This window comes from Myxococcus sp. MxC21-1, assembly GCF_032612255.1.
Lineage (GTDB): Bacteria > Myxococcota > Myxococcia > Myxococcales > Myxococcaceae > Myxococcus > Myxococcus virescens.
This window is the reverse complement of the sequence record NZ_CP123278.1, coordinates 7,751,972-7,772,352: the sequence shown is the minus strand read 5'-3', so window position 1 is coordinate 7,772,352 and position 20,381 is coordinate 7,751,972. Positions and strand designations below refer to the sequence as shown.

Below are 20,381 nucleotides of genomic sequence, written 5' to 3'. Positions count from 1 at the left end.
GTGAAGTTTTCCTGGTTCCGCAGCCCCGCCTCACCGCCGCCTTTACCAGCCGCTCGTACTCCTGCGGCTCGTAGAACTCCAGGTGGTGGGGCCACCGTTCGATGGTGGCGGGCATCGGCTCGATATCTCGCACTCCTATACGAGGATCGAGTGTCTGAGGGCGGAGAACAGTTCCAAGAAGGAGAAGGACCAAGTGCATGGGTGGCGATTGGTGACCCCGAACCTCGCCAGGGCGCCTGTCCGTCCTTTGCTTCCGCCTCGAGTGGCGGCAGCAGCGGGGGGGCGCTCGCCAGATGATTTCCCGGCGGTGGGCCTCTACACGCGCTGGGGACGCGCGCCTGGTTGCAGCGTTTCGGTTCCCGTGGGGACGGTGCCACATCCGGATGGCCGCACCCTCGCCTCCGAAGCTGCGCGGTGGCAGTGCGCGGAAGCGGTTCTCGACCGAGGGCGCCCGTGGTGCCACCATTCCGGCCGCTCTCAATCCACCGCCCGTCGAGGTGCTCCCCATGCCGAAAACAATGTCGTTGTCCCAGGTAATGAAGCTGCTCGAGAGCCATGGTGACGAGAAGGTGCGCCAGCGCTACGTGCGCGACGGGGTGGTCGATAACGTCTTCGGTGTGCTGCTCGGCAAAATCCGTGGCCTGGCAGCGACGTTGGGGACGAACCACGGGCTCGGACTGGAACTGTGGGGGACCGGCAATCACGATGCGCGCATCCTCGCGTGCATGCTCCTGGACCCCGCGGCGCTCACTGAGAAGGAGGCACGCGGGCTCCTCGAGCCACTCTCGAACCCGAACCTGGTCGACGAACTCGTCGGTCGCGTGCTCGTGCATGCGCCCGTCGCCCCGAGGCTTCAGGAGAAGTGGATGGACGGCAGCAAGGAACTCCCTCGCCGCGCCGGATGGAAGCTTCTTGCCGGGCGCATTGCGCGAGGCCTCGAGAAGGAACTCGACGTAGGCGCGACGCTCGAGCGCATCGAGCGTGAGCTTCCGGATGCACCGTACCGGGTGAAGGAGGGCATCAACTTCTGCCTGGTCTGGATCGGCCTCCACCTGCCTACGTACACCTCGGAGGCCATCGCCATCGGCGAGCGCCTCGGTCGCTGGGACCCGCGACCGATTCCGAAGGGATGCACTTCGAGCTACGCACCGGAGTGGATCGCCGCGGCGCTCGCGCTGCGGAAAGGCGAGAAGACCGAAGCCCGAAAAGCGATGGATGCGGCCGCAAAGGCGAAGGCACCGCGCGGCGAAGGGAAGCCGGCAGTCGCGAAGGCGAAGGTCGCTTCGGCCAGGAAGAAAAGCGCCGCGAAGAAGCCCTCCGCCAGAACGCGGGCGCGCTGACGTCCCTGGCCGCCTTGCTTGAGGAGGGCGGCAGAGCGTTGTGGGGCGTGGCTGCGCCAGGCTCGGCACAACGCCTGTTTCACCCGGAGCGCGGCGCTTGGGGATTGCGCCCCTCGCCGAAGAGGTCGGCATGGGCGGCGAGCGGCTCACCGCCCTCGGCGGCCCCCAGTGCTCGCGAAGGTGAGCCCGGTGGCCAGCACGCTCACGCCCTCGCGGCTTTTTCGCCCGTGCGATGCGCAGTCGCGGCAGGGGGTGCACAGTGGGCGTGGCCTTGGCGGAGTCCACAATGCCCAGCTCCACCTGGCCGCGCACGGTGCCCTCCTCGTTGAGCCACAACCCGAAGCGGCTCTGCTTCACCTGGAGGCTGAAGCGCTCCTGGTCCGGCTTGTGAGTGCCCGCCGCCACCACGGCCACAGGGGACCGATGGGTGAAGGACTCCACCGTGGCAGCACTTCCTCAGCAAGACGAGTCAGCGGCACACGGCAGCGTGTCGCGGCGACTGCGCGGTGGACGCGCTATCGTCGCGCCAATGATGAGCTCACTCGACTTCACTTCCTGGCGTGGCCTCGCGGCGACGCTGGCCAGCCTCGTGCTGGTGTCGCTGGTCGTCGTCAGCATCCGCCTGCTGGTGATGCAGACCGTGCAGCGCCGGCGCGAACGCGAGAACCGCCAGATCAACGAGCGGCTGAAGACGCTGATCTCCGCATACAAGACACTCGGCGGCTCATTCACCGGTGAGCTCGTCGTGGACCCGACCCATCTGCGCGACATGCGCCGTCGGCTCGCGGCTGGCGAGCCACTCGAACAGGAGCCGGACCAGGGCCTCGTGCTGGCGTCGTCGCTCGACCACCCGGCGCTCGAACGCCGTCGGCGCACGCGCGACGCGGTCGAAGCGGCGCTGTCGGATGTGATGCTGCTCGGCACCGAGGATCAGGTGCGGCTCGCCGCGGAGGCTGCCGCGGACATGGTCGCCGGGCGCAAGGTCGGCACCGCGCGGCTGGTCGTATCGCTGCGCGATTTCATCCGCCGGGCGCTCGACCTCGAGCCCATCCCCCACGGACTCGCGATTCCCGACCAGGGCCCATTGCGTCCCAGCGGCGGAGGGGGGGCAAGGGCGGCGACAAGGGGGCGGAAGAGGGGGCGGCGGCGGAGGTGCCGGCGGTGGTGGCGCTGGAGGCGTCGGAATGGGCGGAGCAGGCGTCCATGCGGACACCGACGACACAGAAGACGGCCATCGCGCTTGAACCCGGAATCGAGTTTCAATTCTATCCGTAAGGCGTTTCTTCGTGCCGTCGGAACGGATAGGCGAGCTGACCCAGGTAGGTCTCTGGAGGCTGGAACTTCGTCGTTCCATACCGCGACGGCCAGTGCTCGGGCAGATGCGCGGTGCCGAAAATCGCATCAATGAAGGACAGGAAGACAGCGAAGTTCTTGTCGATGCCTTCCTCGTCGGACGTGTGGTGCCAGTGGTGGAATTCGGGCGTCGCGAACACCCAACGGAGATAGGGCCAGCGGTGGCTCACGTTGGCGTGGATGTAGACGGCGTGGAAGGACACGAAAACGAGGTAGCCGTAGATGGCGGCTGGGCTGAAGCCCAGCAGGAACACCGGTATGAACCCCGCGAACCGGTTGACGAGCACGTCCACCAGGTGAGAGCGCGAGCTGGCCAGCCAGTCCATCTGCTGACTGGAGTGGTGGATGGCGTGGAACTTCCACATCCACGGCACCTGGTGGAAGGCGCGGTGCACCCAGTAACTCACCAGGTCCACCACCAGGAGGACTTCGAAGAATTGCAGCCACACGGGCTGCGCGGCCACATGGGCCTGGAAGTCCATGCGCACCGCCCAGGAGAAGAAGACCTGCACCGGAATCATCACCGCGAAGGAGATGAGCTGTACGCCCACGTGGCTGACAAAGAAGTGCTTGAGGTCTGTCTGCCAGCCTTCGCGGAAGATGCGCTGCGGGTGGAGCCCCCACAGCCGCTCCATGGGGATGAACAGGAGCCCCAACACGAGGAGCTCCAGCGCGAAATAGTCCAGGCCCGCGCTCAGCGCCCGCGGCTGGTGGGTGAGTGGCTCCGCCTGGCTGCCGCCCAGCAGCATGGCCACCAGCGCGAGCAGCATGGCGATGCCGCCATGCGCCTTGGAGCGCAAGGTGAGCACGCTGAATGCGCCCAGCGCGAAGGTGGCGACGATGGCGGCCTGGAGGATGCCCCGGAACACGCCCAGGTGCTCCACGTAGAAGGCCCGGCCGTCGTTGGACACCAGCAAGTGGGGAAACAGAAAACAGAATTCGACGCACACGCACAGCACGCCCAGCAGGCCGCCGGTGACACCAGCGCGCTTGCCCAGGTTGATGCGCAGGGCAGGAGTCAAGGGGAGGTCCAAGAGGAGTCTTCCTGAGAGAGATTGCCTTGGGGCAAGCCTATTCCACTTCCCGTCCGAGGCCAGCATCGGCCTCGTTGGCTCCGGCGGTCGCCTGTACCTTCCACCCGAGGCCAGGCCCCATCACCTGCAACGCACCACTCCATCCAGACAGGAACGAATGTTCCAGGACATGGCTGAATGTCGCGTGTCGCGCGCCACATCGCGTTGCTGATTCCGGGCGCCTGCAGTTAAAGCCCGCCATGTTCGCCGAGCGCATCGACATCGGGTCGGGGCCCGGCTCTGGCGACAGGGAGCGCACATGCGAGTCGCGGTAGGAGGGTGGACGAGTCTGTGGTGCATCGCGCTGTTCGCCTGTGGTGGTGCCTCCGGAAGCGCGGACAGCGCGGAGCGGGGCGAGGACACGGCCGTCCTCGCGGCTACCCGGACCTTGACGTGCACCAGTCTCCAGGTCGAAAGCGGCTCCATCGGCTCGGGGCAGACCGTCCAGGGGCTGCACACGCAGACGTTGTCGGGCACGCAGGACCGCTGGGCGGAGTACGTCGAGTTCTTCCCCGGCACCTCCGCCACGTGCACGTACGCGCTCCCCGCGGACGTGGGCGCCGCCGACGTCGTCGCCGCCGAGGTGGGCATCAACTATCGAGGGCCCCTCAAGTCGCAGATGCGCTGGCTGTTCGAGGCGTGGGACTACACGGCGGGCGCCTGGGTGCTGGTGGGCGACAACACCTTCGCGCAGTCCTGGAGGTGGACCGCCACGTCGCTCGCGCTGACGTCTCCCCAGCGCTTCGTCAGCGGAGGCCCGGTGCAGCTGCGCTACCGCACGACGTCCACGGCGGATGCGTCGCTGCTGGACCTGCTCGTGGTGCGCATCCAGGTCGCCGCCTCGGACGCGGGGACTCCCACGGACGCGGGCACCCCTGGCGACGCGGGCACCTCCTCCGACGCGGGAACGGGGACCGACGCCGGCACGCCCGTGTCGTGGGAGGGCGTCCAAAGCTTCACCTACCAGCTCACGAACTATCCCCAGGGGAAGCTCGACACCATCGCCGACTCGAAGTTCGACCTCGCCATCGTCGAGCTGTCGCGCGACGGCTCCGATGGCTGGTTCACCGCTGCCGAAATCAGCGCGCTCAAGGCCAAGGGCAAGCAGGTGCTCGCGTACTTCGAGATTGGCGCCATCGAGGAGTATCGCCCCGAGTGGCCCCAGGTGCCCGATGACTTGAAGCTCGGCCCCGTGGCCGGCTGGCCCGACGAACAGTACGTGAAGTACTGGGACGAGCGCTGGTGGCCCATCGTCCAGGGCCGCATCGACCAGGCGCTCGCCGCGGGCTTCACCGGGTGCTACCTGGACATGGTGGTGACGTATGAGGAGATTCCCGCGAACGCCGCGGGCACCAACCGCGCCGACCTCGCGCGGAAGATGGTGGCCCTCATCGCGCGCATCAACCAGTACGCCAAGGCACGCAACCCGGCCTTCAAGGTGATGCCCCAGAACTCCCCCGAGCTGGTGGATGACCCCGCCTACCTGCCCGCCATCGACGGACTGGGCATGGAGGACATGTACTGGTCCGACGACAACGCCTGCGACGAGGGCTGGTGCGAGGAGAACCGGACGAACGCCGCCCGGGTCCGCGCGGCTGGCAAGCTGGTGCTCTCCACCGACTACGCCATTCAGGCCGAGCACGTCGCGGACGCCTATACCCGCTCACGCGCGGCGGGCTTCGTCCCCTACGTCTCCGTGCGCGCGCTGGACCGGATGACAGTGAACGCGGGGTGGGATCCGCAGTAGCGGTTCTGGCCGTCCGGCGCTCCTCCGCGAGTGGGAGGGGCGCCGGTGGCGGCTGCTTCTTCACCGCTTGCGTGAGCCGTCCGTCCGCCAGCCCCGCGAGTTCCGTCCTGCTGACTCCATCGACGGCTCAGCTCCGGAACCGCTCCTGGATGTAGGCCTGCATTCTCGCCCCTGACAGGTCTTGGGAGGAGGGACCCGCACGAACGTAGAAGCGCTCCACGTTGCCGTCCTTGACGAAGATAGGAGACCGCCCCGGCAGGCAATCCACGGCCAGCACGCGGCCCCCCTGGTAGTCATCGAACCGGGGATGGATGTACATCATGTGGCTGGTCCCCATACGGTCCTTGATGAGCTCCACCAGGCGCAGGCTCATCTTGTCCTCGCTCTCGAACTTGTCGGGTCCGAGCCCCACCAGCGTGCCGTCATCAGCCACACCGATGAGCAGAGTACCCCCGCCCGTGTTGATGAAGGCCGCCAGTGTCTTCAACACGCTGAGCACCATCTTCGGGTCTTCCTGGCCCGTGTGCAGGTTCACGCGCAGGGTGGACTTGAACTCGACGCTGGAGGACTCCCCGCCCTTGATGAGCTCCCCGGTGCTCAGCACCGGTTCCGGCTTGGCGCCGTCCTTCCCCGCCAGTAGGGAGTAGGCGTCGCGAATCACCTTCGCCATCAGCTCCCTGCGCTGCTGGAGAAACTCGCGGTACTCCATGCGCTCCCACCCATCCGGCAGCGCATGCCAGTAGTGCATCCGCTCCAACTCCTTGGAGGAGAAGGGCTTGCGCAGGACCTGCACGTACTCCTCCGGTGCCCTCTTCGCGAGCTGCGCATTTTCCCCCCACTCCACCACCGTGAAATTGGCGATCTGGGACGTCTCCCGGGGATCTCCGATGCCCTGGCTCTCCAGGAGCCGCTTGGAGAAGAGGGGCTGGCGCTCCAGGGACGTGGTGCCGGACTGGGCCACCACCGCGTCCATCCACTCGCTGACCTTTTGTCTCGAGAAGAGCACCTCTGCGGCATGGAGGTTCAAGGATGCGAAGTAGGCGAACATCGACGGACTGCGCGCTGCCGAGGTGGCGAGGTCCGTCGGCAGGGTGATGGTCCAGTAGTCACTCGTCAGGGTGGCATTGCAGGTGGCCGCCAGCACGGCAACAAACGCGTCCGAGTCTTTCACTTGGCGCAGCCGGGCCAAGTCGAACTCCATCGCTGACTCTGGCGAGCCGGAGTACCGCCCCGTCAGCGCGCTCATGAAGAACCACTGCGCTATCGAGCGCCGCAGCCGCTCCTCTTCGACGCCGTACTCCGTCTTCCCGAGCAGGTACAGGGTGTAGGCGAAGAGCAGGGCATTCTCGGAGCTGATCATCCCCTTGTTGAGGAAGCCCGCCTGCTGGATGGCGCGCAGGAAACCATGCCAGTGCTCCAGGCTCAGGACCTGGGCCTGGGCCTGCCGCAGCACCTGGAACTGGGCGTCACGGCGCTCCGCGCTGATCTCTCCCGTCTCCAGGTCCTTGCCCCGCAGGATGGAGTACACATGCTTCAGCCGGGCGCGCCGGAAGCCGAGCCCCACGCTGGCGCGCAGCAGTTGGTCGGGGTCCGGCTGGATGTATGGGTTGAACGGCGAGGGCTTGCCCGCGGTCTGCGTTCGGGCCTCGCGGCAGAACGTCTCCAATTGGCTACGGCCCTCATCCCAGAAGACGGACATCAAAGTCAGGATGAAGTCCGCCTGGTTGAGCTTCTTTCCCTCGCTGTTGATGCGGACGAACACCTCGGAGACCTGCTCCTCGTCGAGGCTCGAGGACAACTCCAGCGTGGTGAAAGGGAAGCTCAGCAGGTTCTGCAGCTTGGAGAAGGTACTGCCAATCTGCCTCCGCTCCTGCGCCGTCACCTCCCGTACCGTCGCGAGGTCCTTCAGGTAGGTCTCGACCAGTTCGAAGAAGTCGGTCGACTTGTCCCAGAGGATGGAGATGTTGGGGATGAATGCCTTGTCCTGGCGGATGGCCGCATCCGCCACCTCGAACTTCTCCACCAATGGGTTGAAGGCAATCTCGATCTTCTCCGGCTTGTAGTTCTCCCGCACCACCGGGACGCCCTTCACCACGGCGTAGAGCGAGGTCAGTCGCTGCTGCCCATCCACGATGAGCAAGCGGGGAACCTTCTGCTTCTCGTCGGTGCCAATGGCCTTGCTTCCCGCCGCCTCGTTCTCCCAGAACAGGAGGTGGCCTACGGGATAGCCCCGGTACATGGAGTCGAACAGGTTGCGAACCTTGGCGTTCTTCCACACGAAGGGACGCTGGATGTCCGGAAGCCCGATTCTACCCAGTGCAATCGACTCCATGAGACTGCCCAGGGTGTTGTCAACCTTGGTGAAGACGGTCCTGCTCACTTGCCCCCCTCTGTGATCGACCTGCTGAGGATCGTGGTGTCTCTTAGTTTCGCCAAGCTGCCCAGCGAAGTATAGGACGGATGACAGGGCGATTGAGGGGGCGGTGTGGGCCGACGAGACGCCGCCGCACGTACTGGACGTGAAGAAGACGAAGCTGGGTTCCTCCCATTCCAGCCATGGGCCCGCTTCAGGAGCTCTTCACCCTCAGGCCCAGCTCCTTGATGCGCCTGTTGAGCGCCACGCTGATGAAGGGTTCGAGCGGCTGGCGGTCTTCCAGAAGAACGCTCGTCCCCTGGACCCTCCATGCGCCTCGTACTTCTGGGAGGTTCGGACTCTCGGAAAGGGGGCTCAGCTCTCGCTCCAGTGGCCCCGCCTCGACCTCCAAGTGGCGGGCCTCATTGGCGTCGCGGGCTCGGGCGAGACGACGTCGACGAGCAACATCGAGGACGCGAAGGACGAGTGAGAAGCGTCGATGGTTGGAGTGGTGATGAGCGACTTCTGCGCACCGGTCCATGCTTGGGCCGTGCTCGTCGGTAGTAGGCCCGAGCCTCTTCCACCACTGCGCTCATTGTTCCTGCCTGGGCCGACCCGCACAATGAACTGCTGGGTACGAACTGCCTCCCGAACGGGCCCTGACCTGTACACGATGCGGGTGTGTGATGGGGTTGGTTGGCTCACCAGGCATGGTGGGGGGCAGGGGCGCGAACGCGTCTCCGACGCTTCTCCAGGCCGCGCGCACGCGAGCGCTGGGATGCCCTGCCCGAGCTGCTACCGGAGCGAGGATGGGGATTTGTGTAATTGCGTTCAATTCTTGATTTACAGCTTTATGTCTGGTTTGGCTTCATTGTAGGGTGGCGGGCGTGGACAGGACGCGTCCACATGGCAACGCCCTCCTCAGGCGTTTCAATTTCCAAGGAAGAGAGAACAACAATGAAGAAGCTGCTCCTGGGGTTCATGCTGGCCGTGGTTCCTGCCGTGGGCTGTGGTGTGGGCGCGGAGGATGCGCCGACGGACACTGTGGAGACGGTGACGACCGAGTCCGGTGAGAGCATCAACCTCGACTACAGCCCCCTGACCTCGGAAGAGGAGCCGCTGGCGTCGACGGGTGACGCGGACGGTGAGGTCTCCGCGATGGGCCCGAACTGTTGGGTCACGCTCCTGTACTGCAAGGACCCTCGCTACAACGGCTGGGCGACCTGTAAGCAGAACGGCAAGTGCACAACCAAGCAGTTCGTCGACAACTGCCTCGCGCTCTACAAGAAGACCTGCTAGGCCTTTTCGGAGCCGCGAGCGCGGTGTGAAGAGCCCGGCACCCGAGAAGGGTTGCCGGGCTTTTCCATTTTCGAGGGGCAGGGGGGGCAAGGGTTGAATGGGCCGCTGGAGGGGGGCGCCTGGCGCGACGGCGCATGCCCTGACCCCCTGTCTCTTGACCATTATTACCGTCCAGTAATAACACCACCTCCATGGACGCGGATGAAGGGCTCGTGGCCCTTGGGTTCACGGAGGTGGAGGCGCGGGTGTACTGCGAGCTGCTCAAGGGGGCGCCCGCCACCGGCTACCGGCTCGCGCAGGCACTGGGGAAGGCGCCTCCGAGCATCTACCAGGCGCTCGCCTCGCTCGAGCACAAGGGGGCGGTGCTCGTCGAGGAGGGGGAGCCCCGCTCCTTCCGGCCCGTTCCTCCGGACGAAGTGCTCACGGCGCTCCAGCGTGGCTTCGAGACGCGCAGGCGCGAGGCCGCGGACGCGCTGCGCAAGCTCCACGCCCCGGTGCAAGACGACCGCATCTACCACCTCAAGAGCCACGCACAGGTGATGGAGCGCGCGCGGGCGATGATTGCCGGCGCCACCGAGCGACTGCTCTTCGACCTCTTCCCGCCACCCCTCGCGGCCCTCACCCCAGCGCTCACGGAGGCGAGCGCCAGACGCGTGTCCATCGTGGGGCTTGTCTATGACGAACCCCCCAAGGCTCCCTTCGCCTGCGTGCGCTCGTCCAGCGCGGACTTCGTTCGGGAGCGCTGGCCGGGCGCGCAACTCACGCTCGTGGTGGATGCCCGCGAGTTCCTGGTGGCGTTGCTCACGCCGGACGGCACCGGCGTCAAGCAGGCCATCTGGAGTGACAGCGTCTATCTCTCCTGTCTGCAACACAGTGGGCTGGCCGCGGAGATCCAGTTGAGCGCTCCTCCGTCCGCGCGCACGCGGCTAGCGCGGTCCTTCTCCCTCATCAACTCGAGCCCTCCGGGGCTGCGCCAGCTCGTCGGGCGACAGCCCCGTTTCTCTTCCAAGCGCGGAGACACCCCATGAGAGCCCTCATCGCGGTTCTGCTGACCCTGCCCCTGCTGTTTGGCCCCTCTGAAGCCTGGGCAGAGGCGCTGCAGCCGGTCCTCGCGCGTCACCTCGCGTGGCGTGGCGGGGACGCCTTCACGCGATTGGAGAGCATCCACGCGAAAGGGAAGTCCGTGACAGGCGGACTCCAGGGCCGGATGGAGTCCTGGAGCCACCGGGACGGGAGGGCACGCCGGGATGAGGACTACGGAGTGATGCGTCAGTCGATGACCATCACCCCAGATGGTGGCTGGAAGCTGAACGCCAGCGGACAGGTCGAAGATGCCTCGTCCACGGACGCGCGCGATGTCCGGCACCAGGTGGCGCTCGACTTCGGGACGGCGCTGCGGGGGAGCGCCGGCGCGACGCTCGCGCTGCAACCCGACGCGCAGCGCGACGGCCGCTCCTGGAAGGTGGTGCGCGTCACCTTTGGCGATGAAGACCTCTACGACTTGTTCCTCAGTGAGGCCGACGGAGCCCTCCACGGCCTGCGCATCCGCGAGAACAACGTCACCCGCTTCGTGCGACTGGGAGACTGGCGTCAGGTCCAGGGCGTGCGAATCCCCTTCCTGGAGGAGGTGTTCACCGACAACCCGGACTCCGACTCACGAACGGTGGTGGAGGCGCTGGAGCTGAACGTCCCCATTCCGCCCGCGGTCTTCGAACGCCCCCAGGATGTCCGCAAGGCGATCTTCGCGAAAGGTCACCACAGCACCGGCTTCATCCCCTTCGAGTTCTTCGACGAGAACCGCGTCTACATTCCAGCGCGGGTGAATGGTCATGCGACGCAGGTGCTCCTGGACAGCGGCGCCGAGATGACGGTGGTCGACACGGCCTATGCGCGTGAACTGGGGCTGAAGACGCAGGGGCAGCTCGCGGCGGTCGGCAGCGGAGGACATGCACAGGCCCAGCTCGCGGGCGGCGTGGACATCACCTTGGGCAACCTGCGACTGACGGGGCTGACGGTCGCCGTCATCGACCTGTCCGAGGTCGCACGGATGATAGGCCACCCGCTGCCCGTCGTCCTGGGCAAGGAGTCCTTCAACCAGCTCGTCGTGGACGTGGACTTCCCCAACCGGCGTGTCGCCTTCCATGAGGCGTCCCGCTTCAAGGCTCCGCCGCGAGCGGTTCGGCTCCCGCTGGTCGAATCCGCGGGCGGGCAGCGCGCCGTCCACATCTCCATTGAGGGCCGTCCCCCCATCCCAGTGCTCTTCGACGTGGGCAATGGCGGAGCACTCTCGCTCTTCCCCGCCTACTGGCAGCAAGCGGGGCTGCTCACGGGAAGGCGCAGCTCCAGGACGCTGTCCGGAGCCGTAGGCGGACTCCGGGAGCGCGATGTCGCGACGCTGAAGGACATTCAACTCGCGGGCATCACCCTGAAGGACGTGCCCACGGTGTTCGACGACGCGGGCAAGAGTATCTCCGCCTCGGACCGGCTCCTCGGCAATCTGGGCCTCGCCGTCCTCGGCCGCTTCCGGATGATAACGGACTATGCGACGGACACGCTGATGCTGGTCCCCGATGCCCGCGCGCTGCGGCAGCCCTTCCGCAAGGACCGGTCCGGCCTGATTGCCCTCCCGGCGGAGGGACGGCTCGTGGTGAAGCTGGTGGCCCCTGGGAGCCCCGCCGCCGGCTCGGACTGGAAGGCGGGGGACGAAATCATTGCCATTGATGGCAAGCCCATTGGCCCCGACTACGCGGGCACGGAACTCGCGCGTTGGCGATATCGCGCAGCAGGTCAGACGGTGGTGCTCACTTTGAAAGACGGCAGCAAGCGCCGGCTCACCCTACGCGACTACTACTGAGCCGCAGTCGAGCACGTCACTGCTCCTGGGCGCCGCCCCGCCCAGGGCGGCCCCGGGTTCTGCTGGCACTGACCGACCGGGTAGGCGGGGATACGTCGGTGCGCAGTGGCTGCTGGAACGACATCCCGTGGATTACTGCTCGGTGATGATCTCCACGTACTCGTCAGCAGAGATGGAGTTCCTCCACTTGGAAGAGAACCCCAGCGCGTGCTGCGGGTTCACCACGCGGGGCGCGGCCGTCTTCGCCACGTCCAGGCGGGTGATTTCGTTCTGGAATAGATCCAGGACGAGGCCGAACTGCTTCGCGGTGAGGAAGGCTCGGTTCATCACCTTCTCCACCATCTCCTCTCGCGTCAGCTCGTTGCGGGTGCTCTTGAGGGCCTGCATGAAGCCGTGGAAGGTCTCCGCGTCCATCGCGAAATGGCCGTTGCGCTGCATGGTGCAGCCCGGGTCCTGGTTCGTCCCACAGTCGCGGAACGCGGGCTCGGAGTGGTGCCGCACATGTCGGACGGGCGTCTCGCGCGGCGCGACTTCCTCGCGATGCTCACGGCGCTCACGGCGCTCATGTCGCCCCGACGGCGGCGGAGTTCCGGTTCCCGACACGTTCACCTCCATGCGAGCGCCGCCGCCACGAATCTCCATGTTGACGCCCGCTGCGTTGCCATCCGGGGACATGCCCTCCACGGAAATGCTGGTCGACGGCATGCCCATGTCATCGGCATGGATGTTCATCTCGACGTCCTGGGCGAAGGCGGAGGAAGCGGCGAACATGGATGAGGCAAGCACTGCGCGAGCAATCGAGTTCATCGAGCTTTTTCTTTCTATATGAGAAGCCGGTGGGCCGCGTTGGGGCGCGGGGAGTCATTCACCGACTGGCCCACCTGGACGCACCTCAGGGTGGATTATTCACGGCTCATTTGTCGACGAAAAAGCCTCGCTTGCTCGTGATGTCGTGCCCGGCGTAGGGCGCCCCGAGCCATGCGTCCCGGACCTCGATTTTTGCCGACGATTCAATGCAACGGTGCCGCCCGGCTTGTCTCATTCATTCGAGAGGAGGCATTTGAGGTGTTCGGCTCGCTGCGCGCTACGACGTCAGAAACGAGTGTGTCCTCGGTCGTCGCGTTTGAGTGAATCGCAAGCGCTGGCGTGAACCACAGGCAACCTTGCCCATTAGTCACTGCTCGCGGCACGGCTCGAAGGGAACGAGGTCTACCGGATCCTCGCAGACGGAGTCCCAGCTCCCTGCCGGGTCTTTGAACGTGAACGTCATGGTGCAGATGATTCCTCCCCCCAGCCCGGCCTCGGGCTCGGAGAGGTAAACCGTTACTTTCGCGTTATCGACGAGTGGAACCGGAAGGTCCTTGGACGAATGCCTGCACCTGCTCAGAAGCTTGTCCATCCACCCGGGTTGCTACATCCCCGGTGGGCGCGGCGAGAAGCGCGCGTCAGCAAGGCGTTGCGAGGGGACTCGTGCTCAGGGAGACATGGCCATCAGGCGGCCTGCGCCTCCGGCGCTCCGTTGCAGGGCCCTGACGCCGCCGATGTGTATACATTGGACGAGAGGCCGGACTCTCGTGACTCTTGGCCCGAAGAATGAGGGGAACGCCCTCAATCGACGGGCGCGTGCTGCTGGAGAAACCGCCCCACCTGCGCCCGGGCGAGCTGACGGCCGAAGCCGCCATCCCAGATGTCGAAGCCGTGCTCCGCGTACGGCAGCACGAAGAGGGCATGGGAAACGCCAGCCTGGGCCAGTCGAGCGGCCATCGCTTGCGAGGCGTTGAGTGGCACGACGCTGTCGGCCCCGCCATGGAGCAGGAGTGTGGGAGGGGAGCGTGGCCCAACGTGGTTGATGGGGGAGAGCAGCTCGTACAGCTCGCGGTGGCCTTCCTGCGGCACACCCGTGAAGCCCTCGAGCGGAGCAGGGGCGCTCGCGGCGTAGGTCACCAGGTCGCTGGGCGCGTAGAAGCTGATGATGGCCGCCACCGACGTGTCCCCGGGGGCGCAGGAGGACGGAAGGCGTGCATCTCCCTCGGTGTACCCGGCCAGGGTCGCGAGGTGCCCGCCTGCGGACTCTCCGAAGAGGACGAGCCGGTCCGGGTCGATACCGTAGGTGGCCGCGTGGTCCTTGACCCAGCGAATGCCACACTTGACGTCCCCTGGGGCCTTCAGGCCGGTGGCAGGAGGAAAGAGCCGGTAGTCGAAGGAGATGAGCGCATATCCCCGCGCGGTGAGGAAGTCGGCCCAGGCGCGGGCATAGCCGCGCTCTCCGCCACGCCAGCCGCCCCCGTGAAAGTAGAGCACGGCGGGGCGGGCCCGGGAGGCGGAGGCATCGGGAAGGAAGACGTCGGCGTGGAGTTCGTGCCCCTCGACCACGGCGAAACGAGCGGTGTGGCTCGGGAGGGGGCGGGCTCCGACGAGGGGATGGAAATACTCACGGAGGTGGAGTGGAATGTCGGCCGCCCTGGCCATCCGCCACGCGGAGGCTGCGGGCCACACCGCGAGGATGCCGACGAGCAGTGCGGATGTCGCCGTCCCCCAGCGCAGCCACCTCCATACGTCCACGTGGGAAATCCAGACGGCCACCAGCGCGGTGAGGAGCGTCGGCAACAGCATCACCAGGCTGTATTCCCGCACGATGCCCTTGAGCAGGTGGACGAGCGTGGGCACTCCAGCGGGAGCGAAGAAGACGGCCGCGAGCAGCACGCAGCCTGCGATGTGCAGTATCGCCAGGAGGGTCGGCATGGACGGGAGAGGGCAGGGCGCTGACGTCATCCGGCAAGAGGGGGCAGACCGTCACATTCCAAGGGACCTGCCCCCGCTGCAACGCGAAACGCGCACGGATGACGGCGGCGCACCGGCTCAGTCGAGGCCCGGCGACGACACGAGCGCTTCGAGCTGCTCCATCGTTTCGCGCAAGCCGTGCTCCATGCCGGACGCGAGGACGGCCTCCCGCACTTCCTTTGACGGATACAGTTCGCGGGAGACCATGTGTGTCTTGCCGTCGCGCTCGTCGAAGGTGACGGTGATGGTGACCGAACCCGCGTCCGCCATCGGTTCGAAGACCTGCGTGTACACGAGCCGCGAGGGCGGAGTGATTTCAGCGTACTGGCCGGAGAAGGCGACTTCACTGCCGTCCGGATTGCGCAGCACATAGCGGTAGCCGCCGCCAACGCGCACGTCCGCCTCGCAGCTCACCATGGTGACACAGTGGGCTTTCGGCGCCCACCAGCGCTTCACCAGGTCCGCGCGAGTCCACGCGTCGAACACGATGCGCGCGGGCGCATTGAACTTGCGAGAAATGACGATGGTGCGGTCCGACTCCAACTCCACTGACGTAAGGCTCATCACTTCATCCCTTCTTCTTTCGAGCATGTCGCTGCGCTGCTTCCATGTCCTGCGTCTTGAGTTCTTCGATGAGCGAGTCGAGCTGTCCCAGCCGCTCGTCCCAGATGTCGCGGTAGCGCTCCAACCACGCGTTCAGCTCGCGCAGTGGCTCGGGTCGCAGGCCGTAGAGACGCTGCTGGGCGCGCGCCTCCACGTCCACCAGCCGGGCCTCCTTCAGCACGCGCAGGTGCTTCGACACTTGCGGCTGGTTCAGGTTCAGCGCTTCTCCGATGGCACCCACCGAGCGCGCGCCCCCCAGCAGGTATTCCACGATGCGAAAGCGGTTCGGGTCGGCGAGCGCCGTGAAGGTCTCAATCACGAGGATATATATTCCTCGTGGGGAATATTCCCGTCAAGGAATATTGCGCCGGCAGGCCGAGTCGAGCGTTTGAACCGCGGGCCATGAGTTCCGGAGGAGCGGCCGCGTACTCAGAGCGTGTAGCCGCCGTCGCTCAGCAAGGTCGTGCCTGTCATCAGCGCGCAGTCATCCGACAGCAGGAAGCCAATCTGGCGCGCGACCTCCTCCGGCCTGGCATAGCGGCCCAGGGGCGTCGCCAGGGCGGCGAGCTCGGCGAACGCCGCATCGCGCCCGACCTGCGCCACGCGTCCCGCGAACATGGGGACGGCATCCCATACCGGTGTCTCGACGCCCGCGGGCGCGATGGCGTTGACACGGATTCGGTCAGCCGCGCCTTCCTCGCCGCCACCTTCACCAGGTGAATCAACGCCGCCTTCGACGCGCCATACGCCGCGACGCCAGGCTCGGGCTTCACGCCCGCCGCGGACGCCGTCGCGACGATGGAGCCACCACGCCCCCGCATCGCGCGCATCGCAGCACGCAGCGTCAGGAACGCACCGTCCAGATTGATGGACAGGATGCGCCGCCATTCGTCGAAGCCATGGTCGACGATGGTCGCTGCCCCCGCGACACCCGCGTTGACCACGGCATGGTCAAGCCCCGCCAGCCTTGGCGCCAGCGCCTCCCAGAATGCCTCGTCTCGTACATCCCCCACGGCCCGGTCGACCGCGCATGGAAGCGTCACCGCCTCCAATGCCTCCTGCGCGAGGTCGACCAGAATCAGCCGTGTGACACCTTCCTCTGCCAGATGTCGCGCCGTCGCCAGCCCGATGCCAGAAGCAGCCCCAGTCACGAGCGCGGTTCGATGTGTGAATGTCCCCATCGCCTCTTCTAGCCGCGCTTTTCGAGCGAAGTCGAGCGACGCTGACCTTCGGCGTGGGCATCGCGGGGGCCGGCCAGTCAGGTGGAGCGCGGCACCGGTGGAGGGGCCGCGCTCCGTTACCTCAGGCGTTACTCTTTCCGCTTCCTCCTCCTGGTTCGCGAACGCGAGAGGGCGAAGAGTCCGCCGACCACCGTGAGAAACAGTTGCCCCGTACCGCCGCCCTCACATCCCCCGCAACCACCGCTCGCGCCATTCACCTGCCCGTCACCAAGGTCCTCCTCGGGAGGCTGCTCCCCTGGCGGCTGTTCCTCGGATGGCGTCTCCACGATGCCGGGCTGCGGGGCCCCTGCCAGGATGCGGAAGGGCGCGCTCGTGCCCGACACCGTTCCATCCTCGGTGCTGGCGACGCGCAGCAGCGCCTCATGGCTCGGCACGTCGGGCACGCGCCAGATGAGGTGCCCCGTGTTCTCCACTGAAGTGGCTACCGGCACCCAACTGGCGCTCGCCTCCGTGGAGTACGCCACGTCCAGCGTCCGCACCTCGCCGAGCGTGGACCACCTCACCTCCACGTCCTGGCCCACGACGAAGTCTTCTCCACCGGTCGGTGCGTCCAGCACCAGTCGCGCCGCGGGCGCCGTCGCATCCGCCAGCCCGAAGTCGTCCACCAGCGCCCATCCCACCCCTTCCAGGGCGACGCCCACGCTCAGTTCGAACGCGTCGGCCGGCAGCGCGATGGGCAGCTCCCACGACGCCTCCGTCCAGGCCTCCGCGGGTGGCAGGCTCGGGCCGCGGTTCCACACCTTCCACGTCCCATCCGTCCCCTTCACGGCCGCCTCCAGGTGCAGCGGCGTACTGGAGCGGTACCAGACGCTCACCCGCGAACCGCCCCCAGGCGTCACGGCCGGTGCGCAGGTTCCGTCGTCGCGCAGCACCTGGAGCGAGGCGGCGCCCCCGGAGGCTTCCACGCGCTCGAGCCGGTAGGACCAGGCGCCGCTGTGCGCCTCGGCGGAGCGCTCGGCGCGCACGGCGCCACCGTGGGTGGGGCCTAGCTGCCAGCAGTCGGGCACGCCGTCGGCGTTCGCGTCGTCCTCGAGCGAGGGATTCTTCAGCGTGGCCGTGGGCGGCAGGGACACGGGGTGCACCGCGGGCCGCGCCGCACCGCCCAGGATGTCCTGCATCGTGCGCACCTCTGTCCCCATCGGAGCCCGCTGCGAGAGCCAGCCCATGAACTCCCGGAGGACGTCGGGCTTCACGCAGTAGGTGTGCTTGGTGCAGTCCGGCTCCACGAAGTGGAAGACGACGACCACCCAGCCGCCCCCCGCGGCCTCCGTCGAGGTGACCCACGCCTGCAACTGCTCCAGTCCGTCGTCGCGCGTCACCGTCGCGGGCGTGCGGATTTCGTAGGGATCGAGCGGAGGAATTGTCTCGGCCGTGGGGCAGGAGCCACACGTGTCCACCAGGCCCCGCACGTCGCGCGCGGCGTTGTATCCGCACGCCGCTGCCGTCTGGTTCACCACCGCATCGTTCGAGCCGAAGGGGAAGGCGAGGGAGGTGGGCGAGAAGCCCCAACTGAGCAGCCGCAAGCGGTCCTCGCAAATCTCCTGTCGTTGGTTCTCGGGCGACAGCACCGCCAACTCCGAGTGTTGCAGCGTGTGTCCCCCGATGTCGTGTCCGGCCGTGGCCATGCGGCGCAGGTCATCGAGGTTCATGTATCCCGTCTGGCCGACCCGCCCGCTGATGATGAAGAAGGTCGCCTTCAGCCCCGAAGCCGAAAGCATATCCAGCACCTGGCGCTGCTCCTCGAGTCCGTCGTCGAAGGCCAGCGTGACGACCGTCCGCGCCCCTGGCGCCCCGGCCCACGCCCCTCCGCTCCACACTCCCAGCACCATTGCGAGGAGGCAGGTGCCCGCCCGCGCGTTGAGCCTTGCTCGCATGTTCCCCCCTGTCTCAGCCCACGACGCTCCCCTTCGCGATGGGCCCCCTGCGCCCCGTCCCCTCACGTTTTGAGGCTGGGCGGACCCAGGCGCAACCGGAGCGCTCCCTCGCGGACGAGGGGGATGGCGACAGCAGCGCTGCCACACACCCTCACGTCGCAACTGGAGGCAGGCAGGGGGGGCGGGCACGGGCCCTGCCAAGGGAGGGCAGGGTGGGGCACGTGGGGAGGCGGCAGGAGCGTGGGCTTGCCCGGTGGACTGGTCGAGTCCATGCCGCCGTGACTCGGCAGCCCACCGACGCGCGTGCAACTGAAGCACGAACGTGGCCTCGTGCCTGAATCAGAAGCGAGCGAGGAAGGCGTCGTAGCCGCCGGCGTTGGTGTTGCCGCCGAGGCTTCCGAAGGTGTTGCCAGCCACGTAGGCGTTGCCAGAGGCGTCCACGGCCACGCCGCGCGCGATGTCCTGGAATGGGGTGCCCAGGGTGCGGGTGCCCAGCTTGGTGCCCAGCGCGTCGTAGCGGGTGAGGAAGGCGTCGAGGGAGCCAGTGGCCGGGTTGCCGTCGAGCGCGTCGGAGGTGTAGCCGACGAGCTGCACGACGTTGTTCGCGGTGACGGAGGCGCCGAACGCGTAGTCGGTCTGCGCGCCACCGAGCATGCGGCTCCACTGGCGGTTTCCGGCGCTGTCGTAGCGGGCGAGTAGTACGTCGACCGTGCCGTTATTGGCGTTGCTGTCGAGGCTGCCGAACGTCTCGCCAGCGAGGTAGACGCCGCCATCGGGGCCCACGGCGACGCTCTTGGCATCATCGAGCTCGCCCGCGTCGATTTGCCGGACCCACTGCTGGGCGCCGAGGATGTTGAGCTTGAGCAGGAAGATGTCGCTGCTCACCGGCGTGGTGGCGCCGTCGAGGCTGCCGTAGGTGTTGCCGACGACGTAGACCTCGTGGGTGGGCGTGACGGCGATGCCGCGCGCCATGTCGCTCGCGGAAGTGCCGTACTGCTGGAGCCAGTACGGGTTGCCCGCCGTGTCGTAGAGGGCGACGACGATGTCATAGTTGTTGGGGTTGCCGCCGTTGGCGAAGCTGCCGCCGGTGTAGCCGGTGAAGAAGAGCTTGTCGGGTGCGTTGATGGCGAGGCCGGTGGCGAAGTCGTCCATCTGCGTGCCGTTCTGGCGCAGCCACTGACGGTTGCCGGCGGCGTCGTACTTGGCGATGAAGTAATCGATGCCGCCCGCGTTGGTGTAGAAGTCGAGGCTGCCGAAGGTGGTGCCGGCCACGTACACGTTGCCGGCCTCGTCGGTGGCCACCGCGGTGGCGCGGTCCGTCCGCGCGGTGCCGAACTGGCGGACCCACTGGAGGTTGCCGGCGGTGTCGTACCGGGCGATGAAGGCGTCCTGGCCGCCCGCTTGTGGGTCGGCACCGAGCTGGCTGGTCGTCTGGCCTGCCACGTAGACGCTCGTGCCCGAGACGGCCACGGCGTGGGCCTGCTCGTCGTGGTGGGCGCCGAGCTGGCGCACCCAGGACGGAGGGGGGACCTGTGCCTCGGCGATGGAAGGCGCACCCGAGGCGCAGACAATGCCGACGAGCCCGAACATGCTCAAGAGAGGGTGTTGCATCACGAACTCCGTTCCTCAGCGGGGGAACTGAGCCGTGGCGCCGGGAGGACGCCTGTCGTCCGCTCCGGGGGGAGAAGTCTGTTGCCACGGCATCCCCGCAAGACCACGAGAGACGGGCGCGCGGAAGATGGGTAACGAAAGACACGCATGAGACAGTGTCTGACCCGGGTCTGAGGTGTCATGGACCCGGATGCCAATGGTGCACTGTGGCAGCTTCAGCGCCGTTGCGGCTGTGACATGAGTGTTTCACCC

15 protein-coding genes and 1 pseudogene are annotated in these 20,381 nt (G+C 66.9%); 6 read left to right on the top strand and 10 right to left on the bottom strand.

The window, feature by feature from the left end:
* The first annotated feature begins 536 nt into the window (after window positions 1-536).
* Window positions 537-1,340 (top strand): DNA alkylation repair protein, encoded by an 804-nt coding sequence (locus QEG98_RS34630; protein ID WP_316564353.1) that lies wholly within the window; start codon window positions 537-539, stop codon window positions 1,338-1,340.
* A 724-nt stretch (window positions 1,341-2,064) separates the two neighbouring features.
* Here QEG98_RS34630 and QEG98_RS34625 read toward each other — a convergent pair.
* Window positions 2,065-2,397: a hypothetical protein gene (locus QEG98_RS34625; protein ID WP_316564352.1), complete on the bottom strand. Its 333-nt coding sequence runs from the start codon at window positions 2,395-2,397 to the stop codon at window positions 2,065-2,067.
* Window positions 2,398-2,605: 208 nt separating this feature from the next.
* Window positions 2,606-3,715, bottom strand: coding sequence for a sterol desaturase family protein (locus QEG98_RS34620; protein ID WP_316564351.1), 1,110 nt, complete (start codon window positions 3,713-3,715; stop codon window positions 2,606-2,608).
* A gap of 310 nt (window positions 3,716-4,025) precedes the next feature.
* Between QEG98_RS34620 and QEG98_RS34615 the strand changes: the two genes are divergently transcribed.
* Entirely contained in the window at window positions 4,026-5,513 is a 1,488-nt protein-coding gene (locus tag QEG98_RS34615; protein WP_316564350.1) for an endo alpha-1,4 polygalactosaminidase, read from the top strand.
* Between the two features lie 127 nt (window positions 5,514-5,640).
* Here QEG98_RS34615 and QEG98_RS34610 read toward each other — a convergent pair whose 3' ends face one another.
* Window positions 5,641-7,893, bottom strand: a complete 2,253-nt coding sequence (locus tag QEG98_RS34610) for a DUF262 domain-containing protein (RefSeq protein WP_090493580.1) — start codon at window positions 7,891-7,893, stop codon at window positions 5,641-5,643.
* A gap of 103 nt (window positions 7,894-7,996) precedes the next feature.
* Between QEG98_RS34610 and QEG98_RS34605 the strand changes: the two genes are divergently transcribed.
* The 4 genes from QEG98_RS34605 to QEG98_RS34590 all read left to right on the top strand — a co-directional run bounded on the left by QEG98_RS34605 (window position 7,997) and on the right by QEG98_RS34590 (window position 12,019).
* Window positions 7,997-8,356, top strand: coding sequence for a hypothetical protein (locus QEG98_RS34605; protein WP_316564349.1), 360 nt, complete (start codon window positions 7,997-7,999; stop codon window positions 8,354-8,356).
* Window positions 8,357-8,823: 467 nt separating this feature from the next.
* Window positions 8,824-9,165 carry a hypothetical protein gene (locus tag QEG98_RS34600; protein ID WP_316564348.1) on the top strand — a complete coding sequence of 114 codons (342 nt, stop codon included), beginning with the start codon at window positions 8,824-8,826 and terminating at the stop codon, window positions 9,163-9,165.
* A gap of 191 nt (window positions 9,166-9,356) precedes the next feature.
* Entirely contained in the window at window positions 9,357-10,193 is an 837-nt protein-coding gene (locus tag QEG98_RS34595; RefSeq protein ID WP_316564347.1) for a TrmB family transcriptional regulator, read from the top strand.
* Window positions 10,190-12,019, top strand: a complete 1,830-nt coding sequence (locus QEG98_RS34590; protein WP_316564346.1) for an aspartyl protease family protein — start codon at window positions 10,190-10,192, stop codon at window positions 12,017-12,019. Before QEG98_RS34595 ends, QEG98_RS34590 begins: the two co-directional genes overlap by 4 nt.
* A 132-nt stretch (window positions 12,020-12,151) precedes the next feature.
* Here the strand turns inward: QEG98_RS34590 and QEG98_RS34585 are convergent, their stop codons facing one another.
* The 7 genes and pseudogenes from QEG98_RS34585 to QEG98_RS34555 form a co-directional block, all read right to left on the bottom strand.
* A complete protein-coding gene (locus QEG98_RS34585; RefSeq protein WP_316564345.1) occupies window positions 12,152-12,790 on the bottom strand; it encodes a DUF4476 domain-containing protein in 639 nt (212 codons plus the stop codon).
* An 837-nt stretch (window positions 12,791-13,627) separates the two neighbouring features.
* On the bottom strand, window positions 13,628-14,761 hold the full coding sequence (locus tag QEG98_RS34580) for an alpha/beta hydrolase (RefSeq protein WP_316564344.1): 1,134 nt from the start codon (window positions 14,759-14,761) through the stop codon (window positions 13,628-13,630).
* A gap of 117 nt (window positions 14,762-14,878) precedes the next feature.
* Complete coding sequence (locus QEG98_RS34575) at window positions 14,879-15,364, bottom strand: SRPBCC family protein (protein ID WP_316564343.1); 486 nt, start codon at window positions 15,362-15,364, stop codon at window positions 14,879-14,881.
* Window positions 15,365-15,368: 4 nt separating this feature from the next.
* Window positions 15,369-15,722, bottom strand: coding sequence for an ArsR/SmtB family transcription factor (locus QEG98_RS34570; RefSeq protein WP_011556213.1), 354 nt, complete (start codon window positions 15,720-15,722; stop codon window positions 15,369-15,371).
* A gap of 110 nt (window positions 15,723-15,832) precedes the next feature.
* Window positions 15,833-16,584 (bottom strand): annotated as a pseudogene (locus tag QEG98_RS34565) (SDR family NAD(P)-dependent oxidoreductase).
* A 128-nt stretch (window positions 16,585-16,712) separates the two neighbouring features.
* A complete protein-coding gene (locus QEG98_RS34560; protein WP_316564342.1) occupies window positions 16,713-18,518 on the bottom strand; it encodes a polysaccharide deacetylase family protein in 1,806 nt (601 codons plus the stop codon).
* Between the two features lie 339 nt (window positions 18,519-18,857).
* Window positions 18,858-20,129, bottom strand: coding sequence for an SBBP repeat-containing protein (locus tag QEG98_RS34555; protein ID WP_316568013.1), 1,272 nt, complete (start codon window positions 20,127-20,129; stop codon window positions 18,858-18,860).
* Window positions 20,130-20,381: the final 252 nt, after the last annotated feature.